Below are 26,991 nucleotides of genomic sequence, written 5' to 3'. Positions count from 1 at the left end.
CCCGGCATGGCCCGGCGTTTCCGTGCTGTGATCGAGAATCAGAACAGTGCGCCCTGCGTGGGAATGTCCGATTCGACCCTGGGCTGTGCAGGCGGCTGGACGACGTCATCCGCGCCCAGGCGCCAACCCAGGCCCGACCAGCGGCTGGCGTGCCTTGCGAGTGCCTCGGTGATGACGTCGGCGCGCGCGGCGATGTGCAGTGCGCTGCGGGCGCGGGTCATGCCGGTGTAGACGAGTTCGCGCGACAGCACGCGGTTGAAGCGCTCCGGCAACACCAGCCAGACCGCGTCGAACTCCGAGCCCTGCGCCTTGTGCACGGTCATCGCGAACGCGCTGTCGTGCGCGGGCAGCGCGGAGGGATGGAAGGGGCGCGGATGCAGCGGGTCGTCGCCGGGGAACCACGCCATGACCGCGCCGTTGCCGTCGGCGAGACAGATGCCGATATCGCCGTTGAACAGACGATGGCGATAGCTGTTCTCGGTGACCAGCAGCAGGCGGCCGTGGAAGTAGCCGGGGCCGGCGCCGCGACGCGTGCTGCCGCCGAGCAGTTCCTCGATGCGCGCATTGAGTCCGCGCGCGCCCTGCGGTCCTTCGCGGACGGCGGTGAGGATGCGCAGACGGCCGGCGAGCGCGAGTGCTTCGACGGGATCGGTGGTGTCGGCGAGTGCGCTCCAGTGCGCGAGCAGATGCTCGCGGTGCGCGGCGAGGGGATCGGATTGGCCTTCGTGGAAGTGCACGCCTGCGAGTTCGCCGGCGCGCAGCAGCGACAACGCGGTGTCTGCATCCCCTTCGCGCACGGCGGTGGCGAGCGGCGCGAGATCGAGCGCGGCGCTCTGGCGGTAGCCGCGTTGGAGGTGGATGCGGCGGCCGGGGAATTCTGCGACGTCATTCCCGCGCAGGCGGGAGGTGCTTTCCAACAGCGCGTCGCGCTGGTCATCCATGGACGGATCGTTCGAGCTGCCCAAGGTCCTTGAAGCCGGAGTCGCTGGGCCCCGGCCTTCGTCGGGGCGACGATTGGAAGCGTCGAGCAGTGCGTGCAACGCATAGGCGTCGTCAGCAGCGATGTCCGTGCCGTCCCCGGCCGCACGCAGGATGCCGCTGAGCACGTCACCGGCTTCGACCGACGGCAACTGGTCGGGATCGCCGAGCAGGACAAGGCGCGCGCCGTCTGCGACGGCGTCGACCAGCTTGGCCATCAGCGGCAGGTCGATCATCGAGGCTTCGTCGACGACGACGACATCAAAGGGGAGCGGGTTGTCGGCGTGGTGGCGGAAGCGCGGGCTGTCGGGAATCGTGCCGAGCAGGCGGTGCAGCGTGGTGCCGGCGGTGGGCAATACGTCGAGCAAGGCGGCGTCGACATCGGACGCGGCCAACGCCTGCACGGCCTTGCGCACGCTTTCGGCCATGCGCTCGGCAGCGCGGCCGGTCGGTGCAGCGAGTGCGATGCGCGGTGCGGGACGGTCGGCCTGTTGCGCCTGCGCGGTGAGCAGGGCGAGCAGGCGGGTGATCGTCGTGGTCTTGCCGGTGCCGGGCCCGCCGGTCACCAGCACCAGGTTGTGACGCAGCGCGACTGCAGCGGCGCGGGCCTGCAGATCGTCGCCGGTGCGGGCATCGGGAAACAGCTGCGCGAACAGCGGCGCGAGTGCGTCGGTGACGTCCGTTTCCGGCGTTTGAGCGCCGATGCGGCGCAGGCCGAGTGCGAGACGGCGTTCGTATTCGCGATAGCGGCGCAGGTAGAGCAGGCCGTGTTCGAACACCAGCGGCATATCGGCGGTGGACTCGGTGTCGCCATCGGTGGGTTGCGAAATCCACGGCGAGGCTTCGAGTGCCGCGCGCCAGGTGTCGGGTGCAGGCCAATCGATGTCGGCGTCGACCAGACGCTGGGGCGCGGCGGGATCGAAACCGGCGTGACCGTTGGCGACGGCGAGCGACGCAAGCGCGGCGGCCGCGAGCACGCTGTCGGGCGTGGCGGGATCGAGGCGCCGCAGCGATTGCGCGAGCGCGTTGTCGAGCGTGCGCAGGGCGCCGGCATCGCGGAGGCTTTGGAGGAGGGTCATTGAATTAGTTGTCCTGCGACCGGTTGCCCTCACCCCAACCCCTCTCCCAAGGGGAGAGGGGCTCAATTCCTGCAAGCGCGAGCCAATCGCGCCAGGTGTGATTTCTCGCGCGATCAATCAAAGCCCCTCTCCCTCTGGGAGAGGGGTTGGGGTGAGGGAAGACGCCCGCGATGAACGAAACGTCAGCCGCTCGCCGCTCCGAAAAAGCACGCACGTTCAATCCTTCAAAGCACTGCTCGATCGCCCCCACCCAGCCCGTCCGACCCGGCACAAGGCCCCGCGCGATCAGCTCAACTGAGCGAGAGCACAGCGCCTTCCCCCGCGCGCGGGGGAAGGTTGGGATGGGGGCGAAGGGTCCGGTCACGGACGGAGAAAGTTCAGGCGCTTTGGTTTGTCGCGCGATGAACGCTTCCATGCGCTGTCGGCCTGCCCCCACCCAACCCGTCCGGCCCGGCGCAGCGCGCCGGTCGTTCGATCGATCCGCGCGGCAGTGCCGCGCATACGGATCGGTCTCACCCCCCGCGTGCGGAGGAGGGCTCTGATCCTGCGCGTGCTCGAAATAGATTGAGCGTCCGGCATTCACGCCGCCACCCCCACATCCCGCCCCGCAAACAACCCATCCAACGCATCCACCAGCTCCGGCGCAAACCGCCACGCCTGCACGCCCGGCGCGTCGTCGCGGGTCGCATCGAGTCCGCGGCAGAACAGATAGCGCACGCCGCCGAAGTCCCGCGCGTAGTCGTAACCATCGCCAAGACGGAAGCGCAGCCAGCGATGCAGCGCGACGGTGTAGATCAGCGCCTGCAGGTCGTACTCGCTGTGCGCCATCGCGGCGTCGAGTTGCGCAGGGCCATAGCCGGGCAAACGGTTGGTCTTGTAGTCGAGCACGTACCAGCGGCCGTCGTGCACGTAGGTCAGATCGATCAGGCCGGTCATCAGGCCTTCGAGCTGACGCCGCGTGCCGAAACCGCTGCGCGCACGCAGCACGTCGTGGCGATGCAGCAGGGCGAGCAGGGCGTCGATGCGCGTCGGCGCGAGGGCGAACTGGAATTCGATTTCCGGGCGGCGCGCATCCGCCGGCACGTCGGCAAGACGCACGCCCTCGGGCAGGGTGACGGTCAGCGTCTGGCCGACGAGTGGCGTCAGTACGGCGATGCCGTCGTCGAGATCGGCATCGGCGTATCCAGCGGCGCGCAGGCGCTCGACGATGACATCCGCATCGGCCTCCGGTGCAGGCGCATCGGGCGTCCACGTGGACCACTGCGCGAAGTCGCTGCGTTCGAGCACGTCGTGCAGCACCACGCCGAAGCGTGCGCCGGCGAAGCGGGGATCGTAGACATCGGTCTCGACCGCTGCGTCCGGCGCGGCGTCGGGATCGACAGCGGGTTCGTCCAGGCCACCGGGTGCGGCCTGGGTGGACGCGCTCGACGCATCGTGGCCGGACTCGGCATTCGCCAGCTGGGTGAAGCTGTAGACCCACCAGTCGCTCAGCAGCGAGCGGGTGGCGATGCGCGCGGGCGGCACGGCGCCTTCGGATTCGGGCGGCAGCCACGGCAGCGATGCGGGCGGCGTCTGCGTGTCGATGCGGATGGCAGCGCCCAATGCTTCGGCCAGCGCGTCCGGCGTGTCGATCATGTGCGCGATCGCGGCCTTGTCGTGACCGTAGAACTTCCCGCCTGCGAGCCACAGCGCGTGCCGCGCGCGGGTCAGGCCGACGTAGAGCAGGCGTGCGTCTTCCGCGCGTTGGCCGTCCTGCCAACGCTGCTTCGCGTCGTTCCAACCCGAGCGCGACGGCAGCAGTTTCCAGTGCAGGGCGCGGCCGGCGTCGTCGGCCACGGTGACGTGGCGACCGGCGTCGCGCGGCTTGCCGCCGATGCCGGCGAACGGCAGGAACACCAGCGGGTATTCGAGGCCCTTGCTCTTGTGCAGCGTGACCACCTGCACCCGGCGCGCGTCGGATTCGAGGCGCAGCAGCTGGCTGTCGTCATCGCTGCTGGCGGAGGCGATCGCGCGCGACAGCCAGTCGACCAGACCATGCAGGCCCAGCGCATGCGTCTGCGCTTCCTGCAACAGTTCGGCGAGCTGCAGATAGTTCGTCAGGCGACGCTCGCCATCGAGCAGGCCGAGCAGGCGGCCTGCATGCTCCGCGCAGAGATCGGTGATCAGGGCGAGCGGGCCACCGCGTTGCAGACGGTCGCGCCAGCCGAGCGCGGCGAGCTGCCAGGTGCGCAGCGCGTCGCCGTCCTCGTCGAGTGCGGCGACATGTGTCGCGTCCTCGCCGATCAGCACCGTCGACAGCGCCATGCGCAGGCGGCCGTCGTCGGCGCCGTGCAGCAGCGCGAGCAATAACGCGTGCACGTCGCGCGCCTCCGCTGTTGCGAACAAGCTTTGCTTGCCGGCGGCGACTGCCGGAATGCCGACCATCGCGAGTGCGGACCGGATGCGCGTGGCCTCGCTGTGCGAGCGCACCAGCACCGCGATGTCGCCGGGCTGCACCGGGCGGCCTTCGATCAACGCAGTGCCTGCCCGCGCATCAGTGAGCACGCGATGGATTTCGGCGACGCAGGCCTGCGTGGTCAGTTCGCGCGCGCGACCGGCGCTCCAGGGTTTGACCTTGCCCTTGTGGTCCGGCGGTGGATCGGGCGCCTGCCACAGGGTGAGCGCAGGCGCGGGTGCGCCACCGCGCAGATAGTCGTCATCGCGACGTACGCCGCCGGGTTCGACTTCACGGAAGCGGATGCGGTCATCGACGAACGGTGGATGTCCTGACGCATCGGCCTGCGCGTACAGCGCCGCGACCGCGCGCAGCACGCCGGGGCGCGAGCGGAAGTTCAGGGCCAGCGGTGGCGCGAGTTCGGCGGACGCCTGCGCGGCGAGATAGGTTTCGACGTCGCCGCCGCGGAAACCGTAGATCGCCTGCTTGGGATCGCCGATGACGAACAGCGCCGGCGCGCCGCTGGCGTCGCCGAACACGCGTTCGAAGATGCGCCACTGGCGCGGATCGGTGTCCTGGAATTCGTCGACCAGCGCGACCCGGTACTGCGCCCGCAACTGCGCGACCAGCGCGTCAGCCTGCGGGCCGTCGACCGCATCGGCGACGCGGTCGATCAGATCGTCGTAGGTCTGCACGCGCTGCTGTTGCTTGAAGCGATCGACGCGGGCGCGCGCGTCATCGCGCAGGCGATGCAGCAGCTCGACGCGGCGCGCGTCCTGCCATTCGGCGATCTCGTCGAGCGCATCGAGGTACGCGGGAATCGCGTCGCAGACCGGAGAATCCGGCGTCGGTCCCTTGGCGGTCTTGTTGGTCTTCTCGATCAAGCGGTCGCGACGCAGCTGCGGCAGCTTGGCGTGGTGGAACGGCGCGTCGTGATTGCCAGCCGCGCACCAGATGCGCAGATCGGCGAACAGCGCGGTGATCCAGTCGGCCTTGTAGCTGGCGCCATGCAGGATCTTGTTGTCGACGGCCGCGATCAGCGACGCGCGGAAGTCGTCGCCGTGCGCCTGGAACGCATGCGCGAGCGCGGCGCCGGCAGCGCGCAGACGCGGCGCCGGGTCGTCGGGCAGTTCCGCCAGGGCAGGCCGCAGCACGCGTTCGCGCACCAGCGGCGACAGATCGCTGGCGAGGGCGAGCGGACCACCGGCCCACAGGCTCAGCAGATCGTCGGCGGCATCGGGTTCGACGCCGTGGGAACGCCACAGATCGGCAGCGATGGCCTCGCGCAATGCGGTGTCGCTGGCCATGAGTTCCGGTGCGTCGAAACCCTGCCCGGCTTCCAGCGCATGTTCGCGCAGCACGCGTGCGCAGAAGCCGTGGATGGTGAAGATCGCCGCGAGATCGATCTCGTCGGCCGCAGTGCGCAGGCGGCGACGCAAGGCATCGGCGCTTTCGTCGTCACGCGCGAGATGCTGCGCGAGCACGGTGTGGGTCAGCGCGGCTTCCGGCGAGGCGTCTTCGCCGATGTCGGCCTCGACCAGTGCCTCGGCCATCTTCAGGCGCTTGTGGATGCGGCTGCGCAGTTCCTGCGTCGCGGCTTCGGTGAAGGTCACCGCGAGAATCTCGCCGACGCGCAGACCGCCTTCAACAACGAGTCGCACGACCAGCGTCGCCAGCGTGAACGTCTTGCCGGTGCCGGCCGAGGCTTCGATGGCGCGCACGCCGTCGAGCGGCAGCAGCAGGTAGGGATCGGTGCCGCTCATTCCGATTCCTCCACATCGAGTTCCGCGGCAATCGTGCGCAGCGCGTCGAGATCGGTGCCGCCGTAGACCATGCCGGAGACGACCGCATTGAAGACCGTCAGCGCCTGATCGACGAATGCAACCTGCGTGGCCTCGTCGGTGAACGGATCGCGCCCGCGCAGCGCGAGGCGCAGGGCTTCCGTGTTGCCTTCGCCCCAGCTGCGGTCGCTGCCGTGCCACTTCTTCGCCGCGTTCTGGAGGCCGCGTTCGAGCGACGGCGCGTTGAACAGTTCCCAGCCGCTGTAGGGCGCGAACGGCAATGGCGCGCGCAGGCCCTGGGCGCGTAGCGCGATGAGGTGCGCGAGCAGGGCGCGGGCTTCGTGTGGTGCGAGCGTGGCGCGTGTGTGCGGACCATGGCCCGCATCGCCGCCATCGTGGAACTGCACCAGCGGCGTCTCGAGTCCGGCCGCGCTGGCGAGCAGCCAGTCGAGACCATCGCGGATCGAGGAATTGCCGTTCGGCGCGTCGAAGCGGATGCGCGCGATGCCGTGCGGATACGCATCGGCGAGTCGTCCGTGCAGACGCACCGCCTGCCCCGGACCTGATCCGGGGTCAACATCGGTCTCGATGCGCGGTGCATCGGCAACCGCATCGCCACGCCAGGCACGGAACGCCTCGGCGTAACCGTCGACTTCGCGTCGCACCGCGTCGAGTGTGCGATGCCCCAGCGGTCCGGACGGCAACAGGCCGCGTGCGCGCAGCAGGGCCTGCGTGGTCGCATCGTCGTCGCCGCGCAGACGCGCGTCGAACACCGCGCGCTGCAGTTGCTGTTTCGCGAGGCCGCGGCCGGGTGCGAGCAACGGTTCGACGTCGCCTTCGAGCGTGTCGACTTCGGCCAGCCGCATGCCCAGCCGCTGGCGCAGGAAGGTCTCGGCCGGCGCCTGCAAAAACCGGCGCAGCGCATCGAGCGACAGTGACGCGTCTTCGCCTTCGATCGGCGGCAGCACGGTGCCGTCGAACCAGGCCGGCAGCGCGATGCGCTGCTGCACCGGCTGCGATGCGGCCTGCCACCACTGCTGGCGGTACGAGAACCGGCGCGGCTCGTCGCCGGCGCCGAACGCCGCGGGCGCGAACGGTTGCAACGAGTGATGCACGACGAGATCGTCCGCCGCGTGCGCGTCCGGCGCGTGTTGCGCATCGGCGGCGGCCAGCAGTTCGGTGACCAGCACCGAAGGCTCGCGCACGCTGCCGTCGCGCGGGTCCGCGCCCTGGTAGCTGACGTAGAACACGTCCTGCGCGGCGGCGAACAGCTGCAGGAACAGGAATCGGTCGTCGTCGCGCGTGCTGCGGTCGCCGACCTGGCGTCGATCGGTGCCGAGTTCGGCAGTCAGGCGATTCAAGCCAGCGGCCGAATCGCGACGCGGGAAGTCGCCGTCGTCCATGCCGAGCAGGCAGATCGCACGGAACGGCAGTAGGCGCATCGGCACCATGCGGCCGACGCTGACGCCGCCGGTCAGCAGCGGCGCGCGCGTGTCGGCCTCGCCGAGCACGGCGGCGAAATGCGCGCGCACGGCTTCCGACGGCACCGGTGCATCGAAGCCGGCGCGCGTGGCGTCGGCAGCGAAGGCATCGATGAGGCTGCGCAGGCGATCGAGCGCGCGCTGGGTGGCGGGCGTCGACGGCGGTTTCGGCAGCAGCGCATCGAGCAGACGCAGCAGGCGATCACGCCAGGCCTCGGGCGGCATCGCCTCGCCGAGCAGGTCGGCGTGGCGCGCGAGCACGCGCAGCAGGCGGACCAGCGTGTCGAGCGCATCGAGCGCGCTGCCTTCGAGTTCGGGCAATGGCGCGATCAGTTGACCGGACGCCGTCGCGATCGGTGCATCGCTGCCGCTGGCGTGGCCGAGCAGGAGGCGGTCGAGCGCGAACGCCCAGGTGTAGGCGTCGTCGGCCGGCGCATCGAGGCGTGCGCGATGCGCAGCGTCGATGCCCCAGCGCGCACCGGCCGCGAACAGCCAGGCATGCAGCCGCGCGAACGCACCGGCATCGAGCCCGGCGGATTCGGCCAGCGGCGGACTCGCCAGCAGATCCAGCGTTTCCTCCAGACCGAAACGCGCGACCGGCAGCGCGAGCAGGCGCAGGAAGACATCGGCCAGGGGTTCGCCGGCAAGCGGACTGGCATCGGCCAGCGCATAGGGAATCGAATCCTCTCGCCCGCGACCGCCGAACACCGCATCGAGATATGGAATGTAGGGATCGATGTCCGGCGCCAGCACCGCGACATCGCGCGGCTGCAGCGGCGGATCGAAGCGCGGATCCTCGAACAACGCGCGCAGCTGGTCGTGCAGCACCTGCAGTTCGCGCAGGCGCGTGTGGCAGGCGTGCACCTGCAGGCTGGGATCGTCGCGCCGCAACGCCGGCAAACGCGTGCGCGGATCGTCGGCCGTCGGCGTCAGCGGCGGTGACGGCAGCCGCTGGAACAGATCCGACTGCAGCCGCCGCAGCAGGCTGCCATGCAGCGCACCGCCGCCTTCACCGGGATCGGCATCGCTGCGCAGTTCGACATCGGGATGCACCACTTCGTAACTGCCGAGCACGGCCATGAAATCGCGACCGGCGTGGCCCCAGGCTTGCAGCAATGGATTCTCGGTGCGTGCGGCCTCGGCGCCACCGGCGCGCACGCGCTGCAGATCGCCCCAGTAATCGCGACTCGGTGAGGGCACATAGAAATGCAGCGTGCCGACGCGCGCCTGCGTGGCCAGCACCCGCAGCACGTCGGGCGAAACGTTGAGCGTGGCGAACGCGAACAGCCGCGGCGGCAGGCCGACGGGCAGCGGGGCGTCGGCGCTTTCGAAGCGGTCGAGATATTGCTGGATGCGCCGCGCGCGATGCTGGCGACCGCGCGCGATGCGCCGCCACAGGATCGCCTGCGGATCGTCGGCATCCGCGCCTGCTTCCCAACGCAGCAGCCAGTCGCGGCGCCAGGCCTGGTACTTCTCGAACACCGAGGCGAGTTCGCCGGCCAGCGCCCACGGCCGCAGCGGATCGCGGCTCTCGACATGCGCACGCAATGCCGCGAGCGCGGGCTGGGCGAGAAAGGCCGGATCGGTCAGCGCGGCATACAGATGCCAGCGCAGCGCGGCGGCGTCGGGTTCGTCGGTCGGTGGACCGAGATTCGCCGACAGCGCACGGCCGACGAATTCGCCGGGCGTCACGAATTCCAGATTCGCGGCGACGCCGTGTTCGGCGGCGAGCGTGGCCTGCAGCCAGCGCCGCATCGCGACCTGCGGAATCAGCACGACGTCCGGCGCCAGCAAGGACTGCCCGGGCGCCGGCGTGCGCAGCGCGTGCGCCATCAGGCCCGCCAGCACCTCCAACGCATTGGAGTGGTAGAGGCGGAAGTCGGGCGTGGGCGATACAGGCATCCGGAGATTGTGCCGCAGTGGGTCGCAGTGCCTGCGATCCGCTGCCGGCCGTGGCCCGCGCCACTGCGGCGCGCGCCCCGGTACCGGCTGCGTTTAATGGATCGCGAACGCCGTTCCGACGCGGCTCCGACGCATGTGCCGCAAGGCTGCGCGACGCGCCGGTCTGTCTTCCCCGGCTGGAATCGACGATGGCCGCCTCACTTTCGAACACCGGGATCGCGCGTCTGCGCGACGCTTTCGGCCATTCCATGCGCGGCATGCGCGAGACCTGGCGCAGCGAAGCGGCCTTCCGGCAGGAGGCGGTGCTGGCGGCGTGCGTGGTGCCGGCGGTGTGCCTGCTCGATATCGCGCCGCTGTGGCGGGCGCTGCTGCTGGTCACGCTGGGGCTGGTGTTCGTCGTCGAACTGCTCAACACGGCGATGGAGGCGGCGATCGACCGGATCGGCATCGAGCGGCATCCCCTGTCCGGCAAGGCCAAGGACGCGGGATCGGCGGCGGTGACGGTGAGCCTGTTGATGCATGCGGCGGTCTGGGCCTGCCTGCCATGGTGAGCGTGCCGCACACGGGGTCGACGCCGCAGGCACGGCCTGCGTGGGCGGGAATCGCCGGCGGGTTGTGCGTGGCGATGCTGCTGACCTTCGTACTGCAGCGCTACGGCGGCGATGTCTGGCTGGCGGACCTGATCTACCGATGGGAAGGCGGCCACTGGGCGCTGCGCGATGCCTGGTGGACATCGCGCCTGCTGCACGACGGCGGACGGTTGCTGACCGTGCTGGCGTGGACCGTGTGCGCCGGCGTCATGATCGTCGACGCGCGGCGACGTGTGCTGTCGATGCAGGCGCGCGCCGCGCTGCGCTATCTGGTCGCCGCCGTGGCGTTGTGCGCCGTGCTGGTGGCGACGCTCAAACGCGTCAGTGGTATCGACTGCCCCTGGGATCTCCTGCGCTACGGCGGCGTGCACGACGCGTCGACTGCACTGGCCGGTGCAGGCACCTGCTTTCCGGCCGGGCATGCCGGCGCGGGCTATGCATGGATCGCGCTGTACTTCGCGCTGGCGGATGCCGCGCCGCGCTGGCGCTGGCGCGGTCTGTGGGGCGGTCTCGCGCTGGGCGGGGTGTTCGGCGTGACCCAGCAGTTGCGCGGCGCGCACTTCCTGTCGCACGACGTGGCGGCGCTGCTGCTGTGCACCTGCGTCGCGATGGCGCTGTCGGTGTACTGGCCGTGGCCGCCAGAGACGGTGCGGGATGCGCGGCCGCGTTAAGTCCACGCAACATCGTTCCCACGATCTTCCGACACCGGCGCAGCGAGCCTGCGCACACCGGGCCGGTCCGGGATGACAGAGTCGGACGCGCGATGCGGAACAACATGGACGCAGCGGATGGATCGGTGTCGCACGGCCCGGTCCGGCCCGTAGACGCACAGCAGCGCGCGCGGCGCGCGGGCGGGGCAGCGATGTCGCCGCATGAAGGACTGATGGCCGACGCCGTCGGCGAAGACACGCGCGATGCGTGGCGCGCCCGGGCGACGCGTGTGCGGCTCGCGATGTTGCAGCCGTGGCCGTCGGAGGCGCTGGTCCTCGCCGTGTCCCTGTTCTTCGTGCTGTTCGCCAACACTCCGTTCTGGCACTCGGTACATGAGGCCGGCAGCAGTCCGTTCGTGCAGTTCGCGTTCGGCGTCGCACTGGTCGCATTGCACGCGCTGCTGTTCGGACTGTTCGCGGGCGGTCGGGTGCTCAAGCCCGTGCTGTGCACGCTGCTGGTGGTGACGGCGTTCGCCTCGTTCTACGCCACCCACTATGCGGTGTTGTTCGACGTGGAAATGATCCACAACGTGCTGCGAACCGATCCGGCGGAAAGCCGCGAACTGCTGTCACTCGGCCTGTTGCTGCACGTGCTGGTGCAGGGCGTCGCCCCTGCGGCGCTGATCGCGCTGATGCCGGTCCGGCGCTACACCCTGGGGCGCGCGTTGGTGCGGCGTTTCGTGTTCCTGCTGGCGATGGCGGTGGTGGCCGCGATGGCACTGGGCAGCGCGTCACAGGGCATCTTCTCGCTGGTGCGTGCCGACCACGCACTGCGCTACCGGATCACCCCGGGCAACTATCTGGTGTCGCTGGTCCGCGCCACGGGCGAGCGCGACGAAGTGCCGCCCGGCGAACGCCAGCCGGTGGCCACCGATGCGCGTCAGACGACGACGCCGGTGATGCGCCGGCCGCGCCTGCTGGTGCTGGTGGTCGGCGAAACGGTGCGCGCCGATCACTGGGGCCTCAACGGCTATGCGCGCGACACGACGCCGCAGCTGCGCGCGCGCGGCGTGGTCAATTTCCCCGACGTCGCGGCCTGCGGCAGCAGCACCGAGGTCTCGCTGCCGTGCATGTTCTCCGCGCTCGGCCGCGCGCACTACGACCGCGATGCGATCCGCGCGCAGCAGAGCCTGCTCGATGTCGTCGCCCGCACCGGCGTCACCGTCGACTGGCTGGACAACCAGTCCGGCTGCAAGGGCGTCTGCGCGGGGACCGGCATGGAGACGATGACCGCGGCGATCGATCCGGCAGCCTGCCGCGACGGCCGCTGCCTCGATGCGGTGCTCGTCACCGCGCTGCGCCAGCGCCTGGACACCGCGCAGGGCGACACGCTGCTGGTGCTGCACATGCTCGGCAACCACGGGCCGGCGTATTTCGAGCGCTATCCGGAGGCGTTCGCGCGCTACCGGCCCACCTGCACCAGCGCCGACCTGGCGCGCTGCGCGCGGCCGACGATCGTCAACGCCTACGACAACGCGATCCTCTACACCGATACCGTGCTCGGCCAGCTGATCGATCTGCTGGCTGCGCGCCGCGATCGCGACAGCGCGCTGCTGTACGTGTCCGACCACGGCGAATCGCTGGGCGAATACGGCCTCTTCCTGCACGGCGCGCCGTACGCGGTCGCGCCGGCGCAGCAGCTGCAGGTGCCGATGGTGTTGTGGACCGCTGCGGACTCGGCGCGCTCGATGGGTCTCGACCTGGCCTGCGTCCGCACCGGCGCGCGCGCACCGCACGCCCACGACGATCTGTTCCCGACGGTGCTCGGATTCTTCGACATCGCCACGCGCGCCTACGACCGGACCCACGACCTCGCCGGACAGTGCCGCGCCGGCTAGCGACGCGCGGCGCGCGCCTCTCGGGCCACGGTGCAAGCGGACCGCCCGTTGCGACTTCGCATCGCGCGTGCCCGACAGGGCCAGACTGCGGCTGCCGCCGACGATGCCGGCACCGGAGCGCGACCATGCAGCCCAAGCCACACATCGACTATCTCGCCCGGGCCAGGACCTGGTTCGGCGGCAGCAGTGCGGAACTCGACCCGGCCACGCGTGGCATCGTGCAGCTGGCGATCGATCGCCGGGTGACGTCCACCGATCCGGGCAAGCTGATGGACCAGGCGACGTTCGGCGAAGCGCTCGCCGACCGCGTGGCGGCGTTCGGCGGCTCGTGGACCTTCATCGTGCTGTTTCTCGCCGCGCTCGTCGGCTGGGTGGTGCTCAACACCGGCGCGCTGGGCACCGGTGCGCTCGACCCGTTCCCCTACATCTTCCTCAACCTGATGCTGTCGATGGTCGCCGCGCTGCAGGCGCCGGTGATCATGATGAGCCAGAACCGGCAGGCCTCGAAGGACCGGCAGATGGCGGGCTACGACTACGCGGTGAACCTCAAGGCCGAGCTCGAGATCATGGCCCTGCACGAAAAGATGGACGCGATGCGCAGCGACCAGATCATGCGGCTGCTCGACCAGCAGCAGGCACAACTCGACCTGCTGACGCGTCTGGTCGAGCGGGCCGGCGACGCTGCGAATCCGCCCTCGATTCCCTGAGGGCGGATCGCGCAGCGCCGACGTGCGATCAGGCGGGCGCGCCGCCGAACCAGCGGCGCTGCATCCAGAGCGCCACGTGCACCAGCAGGATCAGAACCGGCACTTCGACCAGCGGTCCGATGACCGCCGCGAACGCGACCGGTGAAGCGAGACCGAACGCCGCGATGGCCACCGCGATCGCCAGTTCGAAGTTGTTGCCGGCCGCGGTGAACGCGATGGCCGTCGTGCGCGGATAGTCCTTGGCGATCAGCTTGCCCATCCAGAAGCTGATGACGAACTGGATCAGGAAATACAGCGTCAACGGAATCGCGATGCGCACCACGTCCATCGGGATCCGCACCACGTCGGCGCCCTTGAGGCTGAACATCGCGACGATGGTGAACAGCAGCGCGGCCAGCGTGATCGGGCTGATCTTCGGGAGGAAGCGCGTCTCGTACCAGGCCTCGCCTTTCGATTTCACCAACCAGCGCCGGGTGAGGTAGCCCGCAAGAAACGGGATGCCCAGATACACCAGCACCGCCTGCGCGATGGTCCAGATGCTGACGTCGATGACGCTGCCTTCCAGCCCGAACACCGGCGGCAGCCAGCTCAGGAAGAACCAGGCGTACGCACTGAAGAACAGGATCTGGAACACCGAGTTGAACGCGACCAGGCCAGCGACGTACTGGTTGTCGCCGCGGGCGAGCTGGTTCCACACCAGCACCATCGCGATGCAACGCGCCAGACCGATCAGGATCAAACCGGTCATGTACTCCGGATAGTCGCGCAGAAACAGCACCGCCAGCCCGAACATCAGGAACGGCCCGATCAGCCAGTTCTGCACCAGCGACAGCGCCAGCACGCGCTTGTCGCGGAACACGTTCGGCAATTCCGCGTAGCGCACCTTGGCCAGCGGCGGATACATCATCAGGATCAGGCCGATCGCGATCGGGACATTGGTGCTGCCCCAGCGCAGCGCGTTCAATCCGTCCGGCAGGCCGTCGAACAGCGTGCCGAGCGCGATGCCCAGCGCCATCGCCGCGAAGATCCACAGCGTGAGCCAGCGGTCGAGAAACGACAGGCGACCCGGTGCGGGCGCAGGCGCGGGCGTGCTCATCCGACGTCGGCGATCGGTTCGAGCAGCGCCTTGACCGCGGCCTTGTCGGCCCAGACCGCGTCGCGGATGTCGAGAAACGCGCGCATGCGCTTCTGGATGATCGCGTGGGCCTCGGCAAAGGCGGCGCGTTTGTCGGCGTCGCTGCCGGTCACCGCGGCGGGATCGAACAGGCCCCAGTGCACGCGCACGAAATCACCGTGGACGACCGGGCAGCTCTCGTTGGCCGCGCTGTCGCAGACGGTGACGATCAGATCCATCGGCGCAGCTGTCTCGGCAGAGAACTCGTCCCAGGACTTGCTGCGCAGGTTGTCGGTGGGAAAGCCCTCGCGCTCGAGCTGGGCGATTGCGAACGGATTCACCTGGCCGGCCGGCTGGCTGCCGGCGCTGTAGGCCTCGTAACGGCCCACGCCCCAGGCGCGGAGGGTGGCTTCGGCCAGCACGCTGCGGGCGGAGTTGCCGGTGCACAGGAACAGGACACGTCGGGTCATGGGTCGGGCGCTCGGGTGGATTGCGTATCGGAATGGATCAGGACCCGCAGGCAGCGGACGGCGCGCAGTCGCTCGCGTCGTCCGCGCAGCAGTTCTCGGTGAGGTAGCCGACCAGTGCGTTCATCGCGTCGAAATCGGCGCGATAGCGAATGGTCCGGCCGCTCTGCTCGCCGCTCACCAGCCCGGCGGCGGTCAGCGCCTTGAGATGGAAGGAAAGAGTGGCGCCGGGCAGGGCCAGCGCCTCGGCGATATCGCCGGCCAGCTTGCCGGCGCGACCGGCGCGCACCAGCAGCCTGAACACCGACAGGCGCGTGTCCTGGCCGAGGGCGGCGAGTGCGGAGGTTGCGGCTTTATTTTCCATGTTTCTAGAATAGTCGAACATTTATGACGGTCACAAGTCACCCGATGGCATTCGATCTGCCCAATCTCGATCCCGACGCGTTCAGGCCCATCGACCCGGTCGCACTCGGCGTGCCGGCCGATGCCCATCCGCCGCGCATCCTGATCCTCTACGGCTCGCTGCGTCCGGAGTCCTACAGCCGCAAGCTGGCGCTGGAGGCGCAGCGCCTGCTCGAACTGTTCGGCGCCGAGACGCGGCTGTTCGATCCCCACGAGCTGCCGATGCTCGATTCGGTGCCCGCCACGCACCCGAAGGTGCAGGCACTGCGCGCGCTGTCGCTGTGGTCCGAAGGCCAGGTCTGGGTGAGCCCGGAGCGGCACGGCGCGCCGACCGCGGTGTTCAAGAACCAGATCGACTGGCTGCCGCTGGAAAGCGCCGGCGTGCGCCCCACCCAGGGCCGCACGCTGGCGGTGCTGCAGGTCTGCGGCGGCTCGCAGTCGTTCAACGTGGTCAACGCACTGCGCCTGCTCGGCCGCTGGATGCGCATGGTGACGATCCCCAACCAGTCCTCGGTGCCCAAGGCCTGGCAGGAATTCGACGAGGCCGGGCGCATGAAGCCGTCGGCGTACTACGACCGCGTGGTCGACGTCATGGAGGAGCTGGTGAAGTTCACCTGGCTGGTGCGCGATCGCAGCGACTGCCTCACCGACCGCTACAGCGAGCGCCTGCAGACGCAGGCGGCCGCCGCACTGGCGAAAGCCTCGGGCGCCGCGGGGACGTAGTGCGCATGGGGGCGGCGACGTCCTCCCGCCTGCGGTGCATGCGGGCATCAGCGGGATACTCCACCCCGCTGTCGGGACAATTTCTGTACTCACCAGTTCACTGACTGGGTTAAGATTCAGTGTGTTGCCGCCATGCTCTGCGGCTCGCGCCGCCCCAGCCGCGCAACCCTTGCACCGCTTTCTCCGTATCGACTCCCGAATGCCCGACGCCAACGCCCCTGCCGTGCTGCTGCGCGATGTCCGCCTCGACCGGGGCGGGCGTACCGTGCTGTCGGGCATCGATCTGTCGGTGCCGCGCGGCAGCGTGACCGCGGTGCTCGGCCCGTCGGGCAGCGGCAAGTCGACGCTGCTGTCCGCGTTGACCGGCGAGCTGGTGCCGACGGCCGGCAAGGTCGAAGTCTTCGGTGAGCCGGTGCCAACGCGTATGCGCGAGCTGCTGGAACTGCGCAAGGGCATCGGCGTTCTGCTGCAGGGCAACGGTCTGCTGACCGACCTGACCGCAGGCGAGAACATCGCGCTCCCGCTGCGCCTGCACACCAAGTTGCCGAAGCCGGTGATCGCGCGTCTGGTCGCGATGAAGCTGCAGGCCGTCGGCCTGCGCACGGCCGGTGATCTGTATCCGCGCGAGCTTTCGGGCGGTATGGCGCGCCGCGTCGCGCTGGCCCGCGCGCTGGCGCTGGATCCGCCGCTGATGATCTACGACGAGCCGCTGACCGGGCTGGACCCGATCGCCTCGGGCGTGATCATGAGCCTGATCGCGCGGCTCAACGCCTCGCTCGGCTTGACCAGCATCATCGTCACCCACCACGTCCACGAGACGCTGCCCATCGCCGACCACGCCATCGTGATCGCCAACGGCCGCATCGTCTTCCAGGGCACGCCTGCCGAGCTCGAAGCCAGCACCGATCCGCTGGTGCGCCAGTTCCTGCATGGCGAGCCGGACGGCCCCATCGCATTCGACCGCGGCGATCTCGCCCGCACGGAGGCCGCACGATGACCGCTGCGATCCGCTCGCTCGGCCGCGCCGGGCTGTTCTCGCTGTCGGTGCTGCGCGCGTCGAAGCCGACCGCCGATTTCTTCTCCGAGCTCATCCGCGAGATCTACAAGATCGGCGGCCGCAGCCTGCCGATCATCGCCGTCGGCGGCGCCTTCGTCGGCCTGTCGCTCACCCTTCTGGGCTATCGCGCGCTGGAGACCTACGGCGCCAGCAACCAGGTCAGCGTGCTGATCGGGCTGGGCCTGTACCGCGAACTCGCGCCGGTGCTGACCGCGCTGCTGTTCGTCGGCCGCGCCGGCAGTTCGATCGCCGCCGAGCTGGGCCTGATGCGCGCCACCGACCAGATCACCGCGCTGGGCCTGATGGCGATCGATCCGGTGGCCAAGGTCGTCGCGCCGCGCTTCTGGGCGGCGGTGATCTGCGTGCCGCTGCTGACCGCGCTGTTCTGCAGCCTGGCGCTGTCGGCCAGCTGGTTCCAGGCGGTGCAGGTGCTGGGCATCGACAACGGCATGTTCTGGCAGTCGATGCAGGACGCGGTCGATTTCCGCAGTGATTTCCTGACCGCGTTCATGAAGTCCGCGGTGTTCGGCGGCACGGCCGCGCTGGTCGCCTCGTATGTCGGGTTCCACGCCGAACCGACCATCGAAGGCACCTCGGTCGCGACGACGCGCGCGGTGGTCAACGCCTCGCTGCTCGTGCTGATGTTCAATTTCGTGATGTCCGCCTTCCTGTTCCGCTGATGTCGGCGGCCTGAACGCTGATTCCTTCTTTCACCGCCGCGTCCGGCGGTCCGCTGCAAAGGTGACACCCATGACAAGCACCCGTGGTCCCCGTCTCGAATTCGCCGTCGGTGCATTCCTGCTGCTCGCGCTGGCGTCGCTGCTGGTGTTGGCGATCGCCTCGACCAACGGCCAGTTCGGTTTCAGCCGCGGCGGCACGTACGCGCTCAACGCCCGCTTCAGCAATCTCGGCCAGCTGCGTCCCAACGCACCGGTCAAGGTCGGTGGCGTGACGATCGGCCGGGTGACCGGGATCGATCTGGACCCGGTGCGTTTCGACTCGATCGTGACGATGCAGATCGAGGACCGCTTCAACGAAATTCCGGCCGACACCTCGGCGGCGATCCTCACCGGGGGTCTGCTCGGCGAGAGCTACCTCGGTCTGTCGATCGGCGGCGATGTCGAAGTGCTGCAGCCGGGCGAGGAAATCGCGTTCACCTCGCCTGCGGTCGATCTGATGCAGATGGTCGGTAAATACATGTTCGGTGGCGGCGGCGAAGGTGCCGACGCTGCCTCGCCAGCCGCGCCCGAAGCCGGCACCGCGTCGCCCGACGCATCCCCCAGTGACGAAGGAGTCCTTCCATGATCCGCATGCCCCTGATCCGTCGCGCCCTGCCGCTCGCCCTCGCCGCCGCACTGGTGCTGCCCGCCGCCGCGTTCGCGCAGGCGCGCCCGGCTGCCGCCCCCGCTTCCAGCACCGCGCAGGCGGGCTCGCCCAGCCAGCTGGTGCTGGGCAACACCGAGCGCGTGCTCAAGACGCTGGAGTCGCGCCGGGCCGAATTCACCCGCGACCGCGGCGCGCTGCAGACCTTCATCAACAGCGAATTCAACACCATGTTCGACCGCGACTATGCGGCGCGGCAGGTGCTGGGTCGCCACGGCCGCGGCGCGTCGGATGCCGACGTCAAGCTGTTCGGCGACGCGCTGGCCGAGAACCTGATGCGCAAGTACGGCTCGTCGCTGCTGGACTTCAACACCCAGCTGCGCGTGCGCATCAAGTCCGAAGCCCCGCTGCCGCGTGGCCTGGGGGTGCGCGTGTCGAGCGAACTGCTGCGCAGCGGCGGCGAGCCGATTCCGGTCGATTACCTGATGCGCCAGAGCGGCGGCACCTGGAAGGTGTTCGACGTGATGGTGGAAGGCGTGTCGTTCGTGCGCACGTTCCGCGAGCAGTTCGACACGCCGCTGCAGCGCAAGTCGATCCCGGAAGTCGCGCGCGAACTGCGCAGCGGCCAGATCCAGGCGACTGCCGAGTGATGGGCGCGGCCGCAGCCTCGGTCCGACGCGATGGCGATGCGCTGGCGTTCGCCGGCGATGTCGTCGCCGCGTCGGTGCCGGCGTTGTGGCCACAGGCACAGGCCGGTCGCGCGGGCGCCGCGCGGCTGGATCTGTCCGCCGTCACCACGCTCGACAGCGCCGGCCTCGCCTTGCTGGCCGAACTCGCCGGAGATGGCGCCCTGCGCGTCGACGGCACCCCACCGGGCCTGGCCGAACTCTGCCGCGCCTATCGTTTGACGCCGACGCTGGCCTACGTGTCCGCGTGAACCTTCTGCCCGGGATTCCGACGATGTCGAGCCTTGCCCCGTTCCGTTTCCTGCTGCTGCTGATCGCGTCGGCAGCGCTCGTCGCCTGCGCCGGCAATGGCGCCGTCCGTGATCCTGCCCCGGCGCCGGTGGCCGACACGGTCTCCGCACCGGCACCTGCGATGGCCGAGGTGCCGACGGCGGCGCAAGCCGACGCTACCGACGTGCCGGCCGCGCCCGATAGCGGCGAAGTGATCGGTGCGCTCGACGATGCCGCGCGCGTCGCCGGCGACGCCGCGCCTGCCGATGGCACGCCGACCGATGCCGAGCTCGACTATGCCGCGCTCTACGGCGAGCCGGTCTACGACCCGATCTACGATCCCACGCTCCCCGAAGCTGCGCAGATGCCGCGCAGCTACGATCCGTGGGAACCGCTCAACCGCAAGGTGTTCGCGTTCAACAGTGCGATCGACCGTGGTTTCGCCAAGCCGCTGGCCAAGGCCTATGCCAAGGTCGTCCCGCGCCCGGTACGCCTGGGCGTGACCAACTTCTTCAGCAACCTCGGCCAGCCGGTCAGCGCGCTCAATGCACTGCTGCAGGGCCGACCGAAGGCCGCTGGCCAGTCGCTGGGCCGCTTCGTCGTCAACAGCACGCTGGGCATCGGCGGCATCTTCGACCCGGCAACGGATGCGAACATCCCGAACCAGAGCGCCGACTTCGGCCAGACGATGGGCGTGTGGGGCTGGCGCAATTCGCGGTACCTCGAACTGCCGCTGTTCGGCCCGCGGACCTTGCGCGACGGTTTCGGCCTGGTCGGCGATGCGCCGCTGTCGCCGCTGCGTCAGGTCAGTGACGATCCGTGGCGCTACGGCCTGCAGGGCCTGCAGCTGGTCGACCTGCGCACGCGCCTGTTCGCCGTCGACAGCATGCGCGAGGGCGCGACCGACGAGTACGCGCTGATCCGCGACGCGTGGATGCAGCGCCGCGCCTACCAGATCGAGTCGGTGCGACGCACCGACCGTGAAGATCACGAAACCGGTCTGCCGGACTATCTCTACGACGACGACGCGATGCCGACCGTACCGGTCGACGTGATGCCGATGGTGCCGCTGTCGCCGTCGAACTGATGGATTAGGTGTGTTGAAGTTCTGAGAAAAAGCCCCGCGAAAGCGGGGCTTTTTTCGTAGCTCCCCTCGTTTACGGGGGAGGGTTGGGTGGGGCGAAGCACCCGGTTTCGGGAAATCTGGCGACGCGCGGGTGCATTCCGCGTCTGGGCATTTCGTTCGAACCGAACGCATTGCCGCGAAGAGCGGCCCTCACCCCAACCCCTCTCCCAGAGGGAGAGGGGCTTAGAAGCGCTTGGTCTCGCATGACACGAGCCCCTCTCCCTCCGGGAGAGGGGCTGGGGTGAGGGCGCTTCTCGCACGAACTCAAAGCGGAGCGCAGGACACCAACCGAACCCCGACACCGCAGCACCCGCACCCGCAACAATCACGCTCCCGCCAACGCCGCCTCCACCGCCGCACGCACGCGCGGATCATCCGCCGTCACGTCGGGCGCGAAACGGCCCACGACATGCCCGTGCCGGTCGATCAGGAACTTCTCGAAATTCCACAGCACGCCCGGCGCCGGATTGGGCGGGGCGTACGCCCGCAGCTTCTCGCGCATCGGGCCTTCGCCGGTCGCTTCGGGCTGCGCGCTCGTCAGCGCCGTGTACAGCGGATGGATCGAATCGCCGGTGACCGCGATCTTCGAGAACAGCGGAAAGCTCACGTCGTAACTCAGGCTGCAGAACTGCTGGATCTCGGCGTCGCTGCCCGGCTCCTGGCCGGCGAAGTCGTTGGCCGGAAAGCCCAGCACTTCCAGGCCCGCGTCGCGCTTCTCCCGGTACAGCGCTTCGAGGCCTGCGTACTGCGGCGTCAGTCCGCATTTGGACGCGACGTTGACCACCAGCAACACCTTGCCGGCGTGCGCGCCGAGCGTCGTGGTCTCGCCGTCGATGGTCTTGAGCGGAATGTCGGTCAACGGTGCGGTCATGGCGGCGTGCTCGCGGGTGATGAGAGGCCCGATGTTAGCGGGCCGCATGTCGCCGCAGGCTGACGCCTCGATGCCAGCCGCAGAACAGAGCGTGCGCAGCGAAACCCGGCAGGTGCGCGCTTGCACGCGATGGGTGCAGGCAGCACGGCGTGATCGCGCGCGAACATGAAACTTGATCCGTGCCCGCGCGCGTCGCGCTAGTCGTCCTGACGCTCGTCCTCAGTGTCCGTCTCGTCACCCGACACGTCATCCAGCGACTCGCCCAGCAGCGCCTGTGCATCGGGTCCCGGCAGCGATTCGACACCGCGCAGGCGGCGCTCGATCGTGCGGGTCTTGCGGCTGGCCTCGCCCAGGCTCTTGCCGACCGTGGTGATCTGCTTCTCGGCCTTTTCCAGAATGCCGGCGAACTTGCCGAACTCGCTCTTCACCGCGCCCAGCACCTGCCAGACCTCGCTGGAGCGCTTCTCGATCGCCAGCGTGCGGAAGCCCATCTGCAGGCTGTTGAGCAGGGCGGTGAACGTGGTCGGTCCCGCCAGCACGACACGATGTTCGCGCTGCAGCAGGTCGACGAGTCCGGCGCGGCGGATCACTTCGGCGTACAGGCCTTCGGTGGGCAGGAACATCACCGCGAAATCGGTGGTGTGCGGCGGACACACATACTTGTCGCTGATCGATTTCGCCTGCACACGGATCGCACGTTCGAGCTGCGCGGTGGAGGTCTTGATCGCGTCGATGTCGCCATTCTCCTGCGCATCGATCAGGCGCTCGTAATCCTCGCGCGGGAACTTCGCATCGACCGGCAGCCACACCACCGTGTCGTCGCCGCGGCCGGGCAGGCGGATCGCGAAATCCACGGCCTCGGCGCTGTCGGGCTTCACCCGCACGCTGCGCGCGTACTGCTCCATCGTCAGCGTCTGCTCGAGGATGTTCTCCAGCTGCACTTCACCCCAGCCGCCGCGATCCTTGACGTTGGTCAGCACGCGCTTGAGATCGCCCACGCCGGTCGCCAGCTGCTGCATCTCGCCCAGGCCGCGTTGCACCTGTTCCAGACGCTCGGACACGATCTTGAACGAGGCATCGAGACGCGTATTGAGCGTGGTCTGCAGTTTTTCGTCGACGGTCGCGCGCATCTGGTCGAGCTTGCTGGCGTTGTCGGCCTGCAGGCGCTGCAGCTGCTGCTCGAGTGTCGTGCGCATCTCGCCGATGCGCTGTTCGTTGCGCTGGGTGAGTTCGTTGAGGCGCGCGCCGAGGGCATCGGCAAACCGCTGCTGCTGCTCGGCGCCTTCGGTGCGGGTCTTGCGCGCGTCTTCGGTCAGCGCCGCGCGCAGCACGCCGAGGCGCTCGTCGGTGGTCCGGGTGAAGGTGTCGAGCCGTGCATCGGTGCGCAGGGTGAACTCGTCCAGACGCTGGTCGGTGCGCGCGGCGACGGCCTGCAGCTGCGCGCCGAAGGCATCGATACGCTGCGCCTGCGACGCGGCGGACGCATCGAGCTGCTGGCGCAGTTCGCCGCGGCCGTCGCGCTGCTCCTCGCGCAACACGCGCTCCAGCGTGTCGCTGCCTTGGCCGGGCCGGCGCAGCAACAGAACGACGAGGATGCCGGTCGCGATGGCGACGAGCAGCAGGATCAGGGCGAGCAGTACGAGCGTGGCATTCATCCGGTGATTCTAGCGGGCGCCGTCTCAGCGACTGCGCCTGCATGCGAAACTCGCGTCCCGGACGGAACACGAGACCACGACGATGCAGCGCAACCGGTCGATCGACGAGGCGAAGCTGCGGTTCACCCGGCCGATGGTGATGGTCGGCCGATGCCTGCTGCTGATCGGCGCGGGCGTGCTGGTCGCCATCCATCTGTTCGCCACCGATGGCGAGGCGCGCGATCTCGGTCGCATCGTCGGCGGCGCCGTGGTGGTGGTCGGTCTGCTCGTCTACGTCTGCGGTCTCCTCGTGTCGCCGCGCACACGCCGCTGATCCTCGCTATTTCACTGGAGACGCCGATGTCCGATCTGCCTGCATTGCCGCCCCTCGCGCCGGGCCGCTACCGCCATTACAAGGGCCGCGATTACGACGTCATCGGCGTGGCGCGGCACAGCGAGACGCTGGAACCGGTCGTGGTCTACCGGCCGCTGTATGGCGAAGGCGCGCTGTGGGTGCGGCCGCATGCGATGTTCGTGGAAACGGTCGTCGCGGATGGACACGAGGTGCCGCGCTTCGCGCGCGTCGACCACGCCTGAGTGCAGGAGACCGTGTGTGTCGCGGATGCAGCTACACGGTCGCCGGGCTATCGTGCCGGCGTCCGGACGCGCCGCGTCCGCCGTGGAAGCGCCATGTCGATCCGCCGTCTCGTCTGTCTGGCCGCGCTGGCACTCGCCGGCTGCGAGGGCACCCACGATCTCGCGCGGGATGCGTGCCTGCCGTTGACCGTGCCCGCGCAGGTCGTGCTGCAGCAATCGACGGGCCTGTACGCGATCCGCGACGAACCCGCGCTGTCGCTGCAGACCCTGCCCGTCGACACCACGAACCACTCCTTCAACCGCGTGCGTCTGGTCCGCACACTCGCGCCAGGCGCACAGCTGCGTGTGGAATCGCTGGACCAGACCTGGGGATTCGATTCGGGCCTCGGCCCGATCCGCGCGCATGGCACCATCGATGACGGCGCCGCCTTCGTCTATCACTGGGGCGTCAACGACCAGATCCAGCGCGCGCCCTGGGAATCCGCGTCGACGCCGGCCCGACGCGCCGTGACCTGCGCACGATGAACAGCCCCGCGTCCATTGCCCTGCGCCAGGTCGCCGTGACCGTGTCCGACGTCGACATCGCGCTCGACTTCTATCGCGACGTGCTGGCACTCGATTTCCTGTTCCGTGCAGGGCCCGGACTCGCGTTCCTCGACGCCGGTGGCGTGCGCCTCATGCTCAGCACGCCGCAGGGTGCGGGCGAGCCGGGTCGCAGCTCGGTGCTGTATTTCCACGTACACGACATCGTGCGTGTCTTCGAAGGCTGCGTTGCGAAGGGCGCCGTCGCGGAGCGCGCACCCGCGCTCGCCGCGCGGATTCCCGACCATGATCTGTGGATCGGCTTCCTGCGTGATCCGGACGGCAACCTCGTCGGGCTGATGGAAGAAGTGCGCGAGGACGCGCCGCCGACCGGCTGACCGCGCGTCGTTGCGCTGCGTCAGACGTGCCACGAACGCGGGTGCGCGCGTCTGCGATCATGACGCGCCCCATTCCTGACATACGCACGATGCCCCGGTCCCTGTTCGCGTTCCTGTGCCTGTTCGCATTGGCACCCCTGTCGCTATCCGCGGCCACGACGATCACCTCGCCCGAGCCGATCGCCGATGATGCGCGCCCGAAGGTGTTTCTCGCGGGCAGCATCGAGATGGGCCGCGCCGGTGACTGGCAACAGGACGTGCAGGACGCGCTCGTCGATCTCGACGTGGTGCTGCTCAACCCGCGTCGCGCCGACTGGAATCCCGAATGGCGGCCCGAGGCCGACGAGCCCGAGTTCCGCCGTCAGGTGGAATGGGAACTCGACGCACTGGAGCGCGCCGATCTCGTGCTGATGTACTTCGCACCCGGCACGCAGAGCCCGATCACGCTGCTGGAGTTCGGCTTGTATGCCCGCTCGGGCAAGCTGCTGCTCGCTGCACCGGCGGGCTACTTCCGCAAGGGCAATCTCGACATCACTGCCGAACGCTACGACGTGCCGCGCTACGAAAGCCTGCCGGCCCTGATCGCAGCGGTGCGCGCGCGTATTGCAAACGCGCAATCGCCGCAGCGTCCGGACACCGCAGGGTCCGAACGGTCGGCCGATTGAGCGATTCTGGACATCCCGCGTACGAGGACGCCGCGTCACTCCGCTTCGAAGTGCGTTATCGCCTCGTGGAGTACGTCGCGTTTGCGGTCGACGACGCGTGCGCCACCGATGCGTTCGTACGCGATGCCGCGCGCTGGAAGCAGCGGATCTTCGCAGGCGCACTGGGTGTTCTGGCGGTCGGCGCCTTTGTCTGGAAGTCGCACCGGATCGGCCGATGCACGTTCAAGATCGACGCGGATGGCATCGAGCGCACATCGAAACGTGGCACGTCCAGCGTGCCGTGGTCGCGCGTCCAGGCCGTGCGCGTCTGTAGCCGGGGCTACGTCGTCGAACTGTCGCAGGGCGCCGTGCCGGTCCCGTTCCGGGTACTGACACCGGACGCGCGGCGCGCGTTCGAACGTCTGGCCGGATCGCGGCTGCAATCCGGCCAGCGCTGAGCCCTCAAGCCGCGTTCGGCACCGGCGCGTTCGCGGTGATGATCTTCGCGTCACGCAGATCGGTCCACACCGCCGCTGGAATCGCGACCGACATCGATTCGATGTTCGCAGCCACCTGTTCGGCATTGCGCGAGCCCGGCACGATCGCCGACACCACTTCCGGTGCATTGGCGAACTGCAGCGCTACGGTGCGCAGATCGACGCCGTGCGAGCGCACGATCTCTTCGGCCTTCGCGCGCTTCTGCTGTGCATCCGGCGGCACCGGCTGCGAGCCGTAGAGATAACGATCGCGGCCGGCGAGGAAGCCGGCCAGCAGCGGCGAACCGACGATCACCGAGATGCCGCGCGTGGCCAGATGCGGGAAGGTGTGCTGCAGCGCGTGCGCGTGGTCGAGCAGCGAGTACTGGCAGGCGAGCAGGAAGATGTCCGGGTCGGCGACTTCGATCGCGCGCATCGCCGGGTCCGGCGTATTGACGCCCATGCCCCAGGCCTTGATCAGGCCCTCCTCGCGCATCTTCGTCAGTTCCGGAAACGCACCGGTGCGGGCCTGCTCGAAATATTCGAGCCAGCGCTCTCCCATGTCACCGTTGTCGGGCGACAGGTCGTGCACGAGCACGATGTCGAGCGAATCGATGCCGAGGCGCTGCAGGCTGTCTTCCACCGAGCGGCGCGTACCTGCGGCGCTGTAGTCGTAGCGATAGGCGAACGGCGGCGGGTCCTTCCAGCTGACTTTCGGCGTTTCTTTCGTCGCGGTCAGCAGGCGTCCGACCTTGCTGGAGATGACGTATTCCTCGCGCGGCTTCTGGCCCAGCACGTGACCGAAGCGGCGTTCGGAGCGGCCCAGGCCGTACCAGGGCGAGGTGTCGAACAGGCGCATGCCGCCATCCCAGGCCGCTTCCAGCGTGGCCTGTGCATCGTCTTCGGTGACGACCGCCCAGTTGTTGCCCAGCGGCGCGCCGCCCAGGCCCACGCGCCCGGTCGGGCGGTACTTGCGGCTGCCTGCGGGATTGGTCGGCAGCGGGCTGGCATCGCCGCGGCCCTGCGTGGGCAGGACGTCACCGGGCGTGGTCTGCGCGCTGGCGATCAACGGCGCGGCGACAAGGGTGGCGGCGCCGAGCGCGGCGGCGGACAGGAAGGTGCGACGTGAATGCATGGGGATCTCCGGCGGCAAGGAATGCGACCATCGTCTCCGGCCGTCC

General features: G+C 69.2%; 26 protein-coding genes. 17 read left to right on the top strand and 9 right to left on the bottom strand.

Annotation, left to right across the window (positions count from 1 at the left end; all coding sequences use genetic code 11):
• Positions 1 to 38: 38 nt before the first annotated feature.
• The 3 genes from recD to recC form a co-directional block, all read right to left on the bottom strand.
• Entirely contained in the window at positions 39 to 2,057 is a 2,019-nt protein-coding gene (recD, locus tag ACZ9YD_RS11755) for an exodeoxyribonuclease V subunit alpha (protein WP_465075394.1), read from the bottom strand.
• Positions 2,058 to 2,636: 579 nt separating this feature from the next.
• Positions 2,637 to 6,254, bottom strand: a complete 3,618-nt coding sequence (locus tag ACZ9YD_RS11750; protein ID WP_465075393.1) for a UvrD-helicase domain-containing protein — start codon at positions 6,252 to 6,254, stop codon at positions 2,637 to 2,639.
• A complete protein-coding gene (gene recC / locus ACZ9YD_RS11745) occupies positions 6,251 to 9,655 on the bottom strand; it encodes an exodeoxyribonuclease V subunit gamma (protein ID WP_465075392.1) in 3,405 nt (1,134 codons plus the stop codon). Before recC ends, ACZ9YD_RS11750 begins: the two co-directional genes overlap by 4 nt.
• Before the next feature lie 188 nt (positions 9,656 to 9,843).
• Between recC and ACZ9YD_RS11740 the strand changes: the two genes are divergently transcribed.
• The 4 genes from ACZ9YD_RS11740 (at position 9,844) to ACZ9YD_RS11725 (ending at position 13,500) form a co-directional block, all read left to right on the top strand.
• Positions 9,844 to 10,206, top strand: coding sequence for a diacylglycerol kinase (locus ACZ9YD_RS11740; protein WP_465075391.1), 363 nt, complete (start codon positions 9,844 to 9,846; stop codon positions 10,204 to 10,206).
• On the top strand, positions 10,200 to 10,916 hold the full coding sequence (locus ACZ9YD_RS11735; protein WP_465075390.1) for a phosphatase PAP2 family protein: 717 nt from the start codon (positions 10,200 to 10,202) through the stop codon (positions 10,914 to 10,916). Before ACZ9YD_RS11740 ends, ACZ9YD_RS11735 begins: the two co-directional genes overlap by 7 nt.
• A gap of 212 nt (positions 10,917 to 11,128) precedes the next feature.
• The gene (locus tag ACZ9YD_RS11730) at positions 11,129 to 12,793 is read left to right on the top strand and encodes a phosphoethanolamine transferase (protein ID WP_465075389.1); all 1,665 of its coding nucleotides are present in this window, start codon (positions 11,129 to 11,131) and stop codon (positions 12,791 to 12,793) included.
• 125 nt (positions 12,794 to 12,918) lie between these two features.
• Entirely contained in the window at positions 12,919 to 13,500 is a 582-nt protein-coding gene (locus tag ACZ9YD_RS11725; RefSeq protein WP_465075388.1) for a DUF1003 domain-containing protein, read from the top strand.
• 28 nt (positions 13,501 to 13,528) lie between these two features.
• Here the strand turns inward: ACZ9YD_RS11725 and arsB are convergent, their stop codons facing one another.
• From arsB to ACZ9YD_RS11710, 3 genes are read right to left on the bottom strand one after another with little or no spacing between them, the layout of a single operon-like run.
• On the bottom strand, positions 13,529 to 14,596 hold the full coding sequence (gene arsB / locus ACZ9YD_RS11720; RefSeq protein WP_465075387.1) for an ACR3 family arsenite efflux transporter: 1,068 nt from the start codon (positions 14,594 to 14,596) through the stop codon (positions 13,529 to 13,531).
• On the bottom strand, positions 14,593 to 15,084 hold the full coding sequence (locus tag ACZ9YD_RS11715; protein WP_465075386.1) for an arsenate reductase ArsC: 492 nt from the start codon (positions 15,082 to 15,084) through the stop codon (positions 14,593 to 14,595). Before ACZ9YD_RS11715 ends, arsB begins: the two co-directional genes overlap by 4 nt.
• A 37-nt stretch (positions 15,085 to 15,121) precedes the next feature.
• On the bottom strand, positions 15,122 to 15,445 hold the full coding sequence (locus ACZ9YD_RS11710; protein WP_465075540.1) for an ArsR/SmtB family transcription factor: 324 nt from the start codon (positions 15,443 to 15,445) through the stop codon (positions 15,122 to 15,124).
• Between the two features lie 44 nt (positions 15,446 to 15,489).
• On the opposite strand from ACZ9YD_RS11710, the gene arsH reads away from it, so the two are divergent.
• The 7 genes from arsH to ACZ9YD_RS11675 all read left to right on the top strand — a co-directional run bounded on the left by arsH (position 15,490) and on the right by ACZ9YD_RS11675 (position 20,629).
• Positions 15,490 to 16,206, top strand: coding sequence for an arsenical resistance protein ArsH (gene arsH, locus ACZ9YD_RS11705; protein WP_465075385.1), 717 nt, complete (start codon positions 15,490 to 15,492; stop codon positions 16,204 to 16,206).
• A 199-nt stretch (positions 16,207 to 16,405) separates the two neighbouring features.
• On the top strand, positions 16,406 to 17,203 hold the full coding sequence (locus ACZ9YD_RS11700; protein WP_465075384.1) for an ABC transporter ATP-binding protein: 798 nt from the start codon (positions 16,406 to 16,408) through the stop codon (positions 17,201 to 17,203).
• On the top strand, positions 17,200 to 17,943 hold the full coding sequence (locus ACZ9YD_RS11695) for an MlaE family lipid ABC transporter permease subunit (protein ID WP_465075383.1): 744 nt from the start codon (positions 17,200 to 17,202) through the stop codon (positions 17,941 to 17,943). Before ACZ9YD_RS11700 ends, ACZ9YD_RS11695 begins: the two co-directional genes overlap by 4 nt.
• Positions 17,944 to 18,013: 70 nt before the next feature.
• Positions 18,014 to 18,568, top strand: coding sequence for an outer membrane lipid asymmetry maintenance protein MlaD (mlaD, locus tag ACZ9YD_RS11690; protein WP_465075382.1), 555 nt, complete (start codon positions 18,014 to 18,016; stop codon positions 18,566 to 18,568).
• Between the two features lie 5 nt (positions 18,569 to 18,573).
• Positions 18,574 to 19,236 carry an MlaC/ttg2D family ABC transporter substrate-binding protein gene (locus tag ACZ9YD_RS11685; protein WP_465075539.1) on the top strand — a complete coding sequence of 221 codons (663 nt, stop codon included), beginning with the start codon at positions 18,574 to 18,576 and terminating at the stop codon, positions 19,234 to 19,236.
• On the top strand, positions 19,236 to 19,523 hold the full coding sequence (locus tag ACZ9YD_RS11680; protein ID WP_465075381.1) for an STAS domain-containing protein: 288 nt from the start codon (positions 19,236 to 19,238) through the stop codon (positions 19,521 to 19,523). Before ACZ9YD_RS11685 ends, ACZ9YD_RS11680 begins: the two co-directional genes overlap by 1 nt.
• A gap of 23 nt (positions 19,524 to 19,546) precedes the next feature.
• Positions 19,547 to 20,629: an MlaA family lipoprotein gene (locus ACZ9YD_RS11675; protein WP_465075380.1), complete on the top strand. Its 1,083-nt coding sequence runs from the start codon at positions 19,547 to 19,549 to the stop codon at positions 20,627 to 20,629.
• Between the two features lie 364 nt (positions 20,630 to 20,993).
• Here the strand turns inward: ACZ9YD_RS11675 and ACZ9YD_RS11670 are convergent, their stop codons facing one another.
• The gene (locus ACZ9YD_RS11670) at positions 20,994 to 21,539 is read right to left on the bottom strand and encodes a glutathione peroxidase (RefSeq protein WP_465075379.1); all 546 of its coding nucleotides are present in this window, start codon (positions 21,537 to 21,539) and stop codon (positions 20,994 to 20,996) included.
• Positions 21,540 to 21,736: 197 nt separating this feature from the next.
• Positions 21,737 to 23,194 carry a DNA recombination protein RmuC gene (locus ACZ9YD_RS11665; RefSeq protein ID WP_465075378.1) on the bottom strand — a complete coding sequence of 486 codons (1,458 nt, stop codon included), beginning with the start codon at positions 23,192 to 23,194 and terminating at the stop codon, positions 21,737 to 21,739.
• 82 nt (positions 23,195 to 23,276) lie between these two features.
• On the opposite strand from ACZ9YD_RS11665, the gene ACZ9YD_RS11660 reads away from it, so the two are divergent.
• From ACZ9YD_RS11660 to ACZ9YD_RS11635, 6 genes are all read left to right on the top strand, one after another.
• Positions 23,277 to 23,507, top strand: coding sequence for a hypothetical protein (locus ACZ9YD_RS11660; RefSeq protein WP_465075377.1), 231 nt, complete (start codon positions 23,277 to 23,279; stop codon positions 23,505 to 23,507).
• Between the two features lie 26 nt (positions 23,508 to 23,533).
• On the top strand, positions 23,534 to 23,770 hold the full coding sequence (locus ACZ9YD_RS11655; protein ID WP_465075376.1) for a DUF1653 domain-containing protein: 237 nt from the start codon (positions 23,534 to 23,536) through the stop codon (positions 23,768 to 23,770).
• A 93-nt stretch (positions 23,771 to 23,863) separates the two neighbouring features.
• A complete protein-coding gene (locus ACZ9YD_RS11650) occupies positions 23,864 to 24,295 on the top strand; it encodes a hypothetical protein (RefSeq protein ID WP_465075375.1) in 432 nt (143 codons plus the stop codon).
• Positions 24,292 to 24,690 (top strand): VOC family protein, encoded by a 399-nt coding sequence (locus ACZ9YD_RS11645; protein WP_465075374.1) that lies wholly within the window; start codon positions 24,292 to 24,294, stop codon positions 24,688 to 24,690. The genes ACZ9YD_RS11650 and ACZ9YD_RS11645 overlap by 4 nt, the downstream gene beginning before the upstream one ends.
• 89 nt (positions 24,691 to 24,779) lie before the next feature.
• Complete coding sequence (locus ACZ9YD_RS11640; protein ID WP_465075373.1) at positions 24,780 to 25,355, top strand: nucleoside 2-deoxyribosyltransferase domain-containing protein; 576 nt, start codon at positions 24,780 to 24,782, stop codon at positions 25,353 to 25,355.
• Entirely contained in the window at positions 25,352 to 25,792 is a 441-nt protein-coding gene (locus tag ACZ9YD_RS11635; protein ID WP_465075372.1) for a YcxB family protein, read from the top strand. Before ACZ9YD_RS11640 ends, ACZ9YD_RS11635 begins: the two co-directional genes overlap by 4 nt.
• Positions 25,793 to 25,796: 4 nt before the next feature.
• On the opposite strand, the gene ACZ9YD_RS11630 is transcribed toward ACZ9YD_RS11635, so the two are convergent.
• Positions 25,797 to 26,945 (bottom strand): aldo/keto reductase, encoded by a 1,149-nt coding sequence (locus ACZ9YD_RS11630; protein WP_465075371.1) that lies wholly within the window; start codon positions 26,943 to 26,945, stop codon positions 25,797 to 25,799.
• Positions 26,946 to 26,991 lie beyond the last annotated feature (46 nt).

Source organism: Luteimonas sp. AC640a (assembly GCF_979256585.1).
This window is presented reverse-complemented; position numbering and strand designations above follow the sequence as displayed.